Genomic DNA, 5,767 nt, shown 5'->3' with positions numbered 1-5,767 from the left:
GGCGGCGCCCGCTGCGGCCGCCAAGCCCGCCGCGGCTCCGGCAGCACCTGCGGGCGGCCGGCAATGCGGTGTTCCCGACGGCCGTCTCGTTCGAAATACGCGAACGAGACCCCGGGCAAGGCGCGGATGCACACCTGCCTCGACCAGTACAACGCCAACAAGGCCAACAACGGCAATGGCGGCCTGCGCTGGATCGAGAAGGGCGGCGGCTACTACAGCCAGTGCAACGCCCGCCTGAAGGGCTGATCCGGGGCCGGGGCGGCGCGCCGGCCTGACCGTCGCGTGCCGCCCGCCCAACCTGAGTGCTGCGTCACTGTCCCTTCCATCGCCCAGCGACGGGGAGTCGATCATGAGCTTGTTCGACAACATCAAGGGCGCCGTCGGCGACCTCATCGCCAAGGAGGCGCCGGAGGGCATTCCGGCGCTGCTGTCCAATGCCCTGGCCCAGGCCGGCGGGCTGCAGGGAATCCTGGCCAAGCTGCAGGCCGGCGGCTTGGGCGACCAGGTGAATTCCTGGATCGGCACCGGCGGCAACCTGCCGGTCAGCGCCGAGCAGATCCAGGCCGCGCTGGGCGACCAGCATGTCCAGCAGATCGCGGCGTCGCTCGGCATCCCCACGGACAAGGTCCTGGCCTTCCTGTCCCAGCACCTGCCGGCCGCGGTCGATCACGCCACGCCGAACGGGACGCTGCCGCCCGCGACGGCCTGACGCTTCGGCCTCCGGGCTCGTGGCTCGGACACAGACCGGAAATCCATTTCCGGTCTGTTGATTTTTTGGAATTGACATTTTGTACGGCATGGCCATGTGATCCGCGAGAGATCGCCACGGCGGCGGTCGCTTCCGGATTCAGGTGATGTCGACAGTCAGTCTTCCGGGCAGGGATGTCTCCGCCGGCCCCCGCCTTGCCCCGGCGATCAACGGGCGCGTCGTCGGCCTGGCCGGGCTGGTGCTGCTCGCCGGCGTGCTGCTGCTCTCCACGGTGATCGATGCCCGCCAGGCGGCGCTCTACATCCTGGGCGCGGCGCTCGGCGCCGTGCTGTACCACGCCGCCTTCGGCTTCACCTCGGCTTGGCGCGTCTTCATCGCCGATGGCCGCGGCGCCGGCCTCAGGGCGCAGATGGTGATGCTGGCGGTCGCCGTGCTGCTGTTCTTCCCGGCGCTTTCGGCCGGCACCCTGTTCGGCCAGCCGGTCAGCGGCAATGTCTCGCCGCTCGGCGTCTCGGTGGTGGTCGGCGCCTTCCTCTTCGGCATCGGCATGCAGCTCGGCGGCGGCTGCGCCTCCGGCACGCTCTACACGGTCGGCGGCGGCTCGACCCGCATGGTGCTGACCCTGGTCTTCTTCATCATCGGCTCGGCGATCGGCGCGGCGCATCTGCACTGGTGGACGGCGCAGCCGTCGCTGCCGCCTGTATCGCTGGTGACCAGCCTCGGGCTGTGGCCGGCGCTGGCGCTCAGCCTCGCCCTCTTCGCCGCGATCGCCGGCCTGACCGTGCTGCGCGAGCGCCGCATCCACGGCGCCCTGGTGGCCTCTGAAGCGCCGGCGATGCGCGGGCTGCAGCGGCTGCTGCGCGGGCCCTGGCCGCTGGTCTGGGGCGGCGTCGCCCTGGCGGTGCTGAACTTCGTCACCCTGGCCCTGGCCGGGCGGCCCTGGGGCATCACCTCGGCCTTCGCCCTCTGGGGCTCCAAGGCGGCAGCGCTGGTCGGCTTCGACCCGGCCAGCTGGCCCTACTGGGCGAAGCCGGCCAATGCCGCGGCCTTGAACGGCAGCATCCTGACCGACATCACCTCGGTGATGGATATCGGCATCATCGTCGGCGCGCTGCTGGCCGCCGGCCTGGCCGGGCGCTTCGCCCCGGTGTGGCGGATCCCCGGCCGCCAGGTCGCCGCCGCCGTGGTCGGCGGGCTGCTGCTCGGCTACGGCGCCCGGCTGGCCTATGGCTGCAACATCGGCGCCTATTTCTCCGGCATCGCCTCCGGCAGCCTGCATGGCTGGCTGTGGCTGGTCGCGGCGTTCTTCGGCAATGTCGCCGGCACGTATCTGCGGCCGACCTTCGGGCTGGAGGTCGAGCGGACGCCGCGCCTGACCGGCTGCTGAGAGACCCGTTCGATAGCGCTACTGGCGTGGCCGTCTGACGGCGGTTTCTGCGCTTCCGGTGCTCACGGACTTAAACGTCCGCTGCGCTCCGGTTCTCGAAACCACCGCCAGCCGACTCGCGCCAGCGCACTCTCAAACGGGTCTCTGACGTCCGCCCGCTACAGCAGGAAGTCGGCCGCAACCAGGTGGATCGCACCAGTCAGGACAATGCTGAAATCGGCCTTGGCGTCGCCGTTGACGTCGCCGGAGACGGTGGTGGCGCTGCCGGTGATGGCATAGTGCAGCTCGCCGGCATGGTGGCCGAAGGCCGCCGCGCCGATGAAGCTGAAGGCCTGGTTGCCGCCGGCACCGGTGTTGGCGTCGATCGGGCGCAGGTCGATCCGGTCGCCCTCGGCATGGCTGAAATCGGCGATCCGGTCGGGCGCGTCGACCTTGCTGTGCGTGATCGAATCGAACACGAAGCGGTCGGCCCCGGCGCCGCCACCCAGGCTGTCCTGGCCGGCGCGGCCGTCGATCACGTCGTTGCCGGCATTGCCGACCAGGGTGTTGCCAGTGGCGCCGCCATAAAGGACGTCGTTGCCGGAGCTGCCATAGACCCCCTCGATGCCGCTCAACACGTCGCCCTGGGCGTTGCCGCCGATGCCGTTGCCGGCGGCGATGTCGACCGTTACGCCAACCGAGCTTTCGCTGTACATCGCCGTGTCGATGCCTGAGCCGCCGACCAAGTGGTCGGCCCCGGCCCCTCCGCGCAGCACGTCGTTGCCGTTGCCGCCCTCGAGCGTGTCATTGCCGGCGAGGCCGCTGAGCGTGTCGTTGCCGGCCAGGCCGGACAGCGTGTCCGCCTTCTGCGACCCGGTCTGTGCGTCATGGCCAGCGAACAGGCTGTTGGCCAGGCCGGTGAAGTCGTTGTTGGCAATCTGCGAATAGGTCGTCGCCGCGCTGGCCGACATGCCGGACAGGGTGGCGATGGCGACGCCGTTCTGGGACAGCACCAGCCCGGTCACCACGCCGGTGATGCCGAACAGGCCGATGCCGAGGCCGGTGCCGGCGATGTCGATCGACACCCCGTCGAAATTGATGTGTCCGGCGGTGGAGGTAAGGGAGGCGATCCTGGGATTGTCGAAATCGAGCTGCCCCAGGGCATCGAAGGAGAATCCCGCACCGTCGATGCCGTTCGGTGCGTTCACAATCAGCGTCGTCATCTGCAAACCCCTGCTGGCCCCGGGCTCCGGCCCGGCGGCTCTTCGTTGGAATATGGGGATATGCTAGCGACGCAGGATAGGAATCGCCACCGCGGCGACAGTAGTTCTGTGATTAAATCTTTATGAAGGTGATTCAATATCTGGAGTATTTTGCTGCAATGCAAAATTTACAAGATTTTAAATCTCGGAATGAGAATGCTGCCCCGACGATCCGGTTCCGTCCGGGCCGGCGCCAGGGCTGCTGACATGGGGCGGCGATCCTGGCTAGTCTGGCGGCCAAGGATCCAGATCACAGCGGTGCACCCGATGAGCCCCGACCAGCCGACCCAGACCGCCGCCAACCCGCTGCTCGCGGAATGGGCCACGCCCTTCGGCAGCCCGCCCTGGCAGCGGATCGCGGTGGAGCATTTCCGCCCGGCCTTCGACGCCGCTTTGGCCGAGCATGACCGCGAGATCGCGGCAATCGCCGGCGACCCGGCCGAGCCGAGCTTCGACAACACCGTCGCGGCGCTGGAGCGCAGCGGCCGCACGCTGCGCCGGGTCGCCGCCGCCTTCTTCAACCTGACCTCGGCCCACAGCAATGACGATCTCGAGGCGGTGGAGCGGGACATCGCGCCGCTGCTGGCCCGGCACCACAATGCGATCCAGCAGAACCCGGCGCTGTTCCGCCGGGTCGATGCGCTGTTCCAGCGCCGCGGCACGCTCGGCCTGACGCCGGAGCAGGACCGGGTGCTGGAGCGCTATCATCTCGGCTTCACCCGCAGCGGTGCCGGGCTGGACGAGGCGGCGAAGCGCCGCCTGTCCGAGATCGTCGAGCGGCTGGCCACGCTGGGCACCCAGTTCGGCCAGAACGTCCTGGCCGACGAGAAGGCCTATGCCCTGATGCTGGACGGCGAGGCCGACCTGGCCGGCCTGCCGCAGGAGCTGCGCGACGCGGCGGCCGCCGCCGCGGCCGATCGCGGCCAGCCGGGCAAGCATGCGATCACGCTCGGCCGTTCCAGCATCGAGCCGTTCCTGCAATTCTCGTCCCGCCGCGACCTGCGCGAGACGGCATTCAAGGCCTGGATCGCCCGCGGCGAGGGCGCGGCCGCCGACAACCGGCCGATCATCGCCGAGACCGTGGCGCTGCGGGCGGAGCAGGCGCGGCTGCTGGGCTATCCCAGCTATGCCGATTTCCGCCTGGCCGACACCATGGCCAAGACGCCGGAGGCGGCGCTGGGCCTGCTCAACTCGGTCTGGGTTCCAGCCCGGGCCCGCGCGCTGCGCGAGCAGGAGAAGCTGCAGGCGCTGGTGGCGGAAGAGGGCGGCAATTTCGAGATCGCCGCCTGGGACTGGCGCTACTACGCCGAGCAGCAGCGCAAGCGGGAGTTCGACCTCGATGAGAGCGAGCTGAAGCCCTACCTGCAGCTCGAGCGCATCATCGAGGCGGCCTTCGACACGGCGCACCGCCTGTTCGGCTTGTCCTTCCGGGAGCAGAAGGATGTGCCGGTCTGGCATCCCGACGTCCGCGCCTGGGAGGTGACGGGCCGGGACGGGCGCTTCGTCGGCCTGTTCTACGGCGACTATTTCGCCCGGCCGTCCAAGCGCAGCGGCGCCTGGATGGAGGCGATCCGCGAGCAGGAGAGTCTCGACGGCGAGGTGCGCCCGATCGTCGTCAACGTGATGAACTTCGCCAAGGCGGCGGAGGGCACGCCGAGCCTGCTCAGCTTCGACGACGCCCGCACCCTGTTCCACGAATTCGGCCACGCCCTGCACGGGCTGATGTCCGACCTGACCTATCCGGCGATCGCCGGCACCAATGTGGCGCGCGACTTCGTCGAGTTCCCGTCGCAGCTCTACGAGCACTGGCTGGAACGGCCGGAGATCCTGCGCCGCCACGCGCTGCACTACCGCACCGGCGAGCCGATGCCGGAGGAACTGCTGCAGCGGGTGCTGGCGGCGCGCACCTTCAACCAGGGCTTCGCCACGGTCGAGTTCATCTCCTCGGCGCTGGTCGATCTCGACTTCCACGCGGCGGGCGCCGATGCCTCCGACCCGGCGGCGTTCGAGCGGGCGACGCTGCAGCGGATCGGCATGCCGTCGGCGATCGTGATGCGGCACCGGCCGCCGCATTTCCAGCACGTCTTTGCCGGCAGCGGCTATTCCGCCGGCTATTACAGCTATCTATGGTCCGAGGTGCTGGACGCGGACGGTTTCGGCGCGTTCGAGGAGGCGGGCGACATCTTCGACCCGGCGGTGTCCGGCCGGCTGGCGGAGTTCGTGTACTCCGCCGGCTACCGCCGCGACCCGGCCGAGGCCTACCGCGCCTTCCGCGGCCGCCCGCCGGAGCCGGCGGCGCTCTTGAAAAAGCGCGGCCTGGCCGAGGCGGCCTAAAGGGATCCGGTTTGTGTTGCCTCTCCCGCTTGCGGGAGAGGTCGGAGACGCGAAGCGGCTCCGGGTGAGGGGATTTTTGTCGAGGCCGGGACCAGC

At 69.5% G+C, this 5,767-nt stretch carries 5 protein-coding genes; 4 read left to right on the top strand and 1 reads right to left on the bottom strand.

The window, feature by feature from the left end; all coding sequences use genetic code 11:
* The 3 genes from P409_RS24480 to P409_RS24470 all read left to right on the top strand — a co-directional run.
* On the top strand, nt 1–246 hold a 246-nt coding region (locus tag P409_RS24480), incomplete at its 5' end, for a hypothetical protein (RefSeq protein WP_430515659.1).
* A 103-nt stretch (nt 247–349) separates the two neighbouring features.
* Nucleotides 350–709 carry a YidB family protein gene (locus tag P409_RS24475; RefSeq protein WP_034844753.1) on the top strand — a complete coding sequence of 120 codons (360 nt, stop codon included), beginning with the start codon at nt 350–352 and terminating at the stop codon, nt 707–709.
* 145 nt (nt 710–854) lie between these two features.
* Nucleotides 855–2,096, top strand: a complete 1,242-nt coding sequence (locus P409_RS24470) for a YeeE/YedE family protein (RefSeq protein WP_034844751.1) — start codon at nt 855–857, stop codon at nt 2,094–2,096.
* 158 nt (nt 2,097–2,254) lie between these two features.
* Here the strand turns inward: P409_RS24470 and P409_RS24465 are convergent, their stop codons facing one another.
* Nucleotides 2,255–3,298, bottom strand: coding sequence for a calcium-binding protein (locus P409_RS24465; protein WP_052121341.1), 1,044 nt, complete (start codon nt 3,296–3,298; stop codon nt 2,255–2,257).
* A gap of 306 nt (nt 3,299–3,604) precedes the next feature.
* Here P409_RS24465 and P409_RS24460 point away from each other — a divergent pair, with 306 nt between their 5' ends.
* A complete protein-coding gene (locus tag P409_RS24460) occupies nt 3,605–5,671 on the top strand; it encodes a M3 family metallopeptidase (RefSeq protein WP_034844750.1) in 2,067 nt (688 codons plus the stop codon).
* Nucleotides 5,672–5,767 lie beyond the last annotated feature (96 nt).

Source organism: Inquilinus limosus MP06 (assembly GCF_000767795.1).
Classification (GTDB): Bacteria; Pseudomonadota; Alphaproteobacteria; order DSM-16000; family Inquilinaceae; genus Inquilinus; species Inquilinus limosus_E.
Note: the sequence above shows the minus strand (reverse complement) of the source record. Positions and strands in the feature narration are given on the sequence as shown.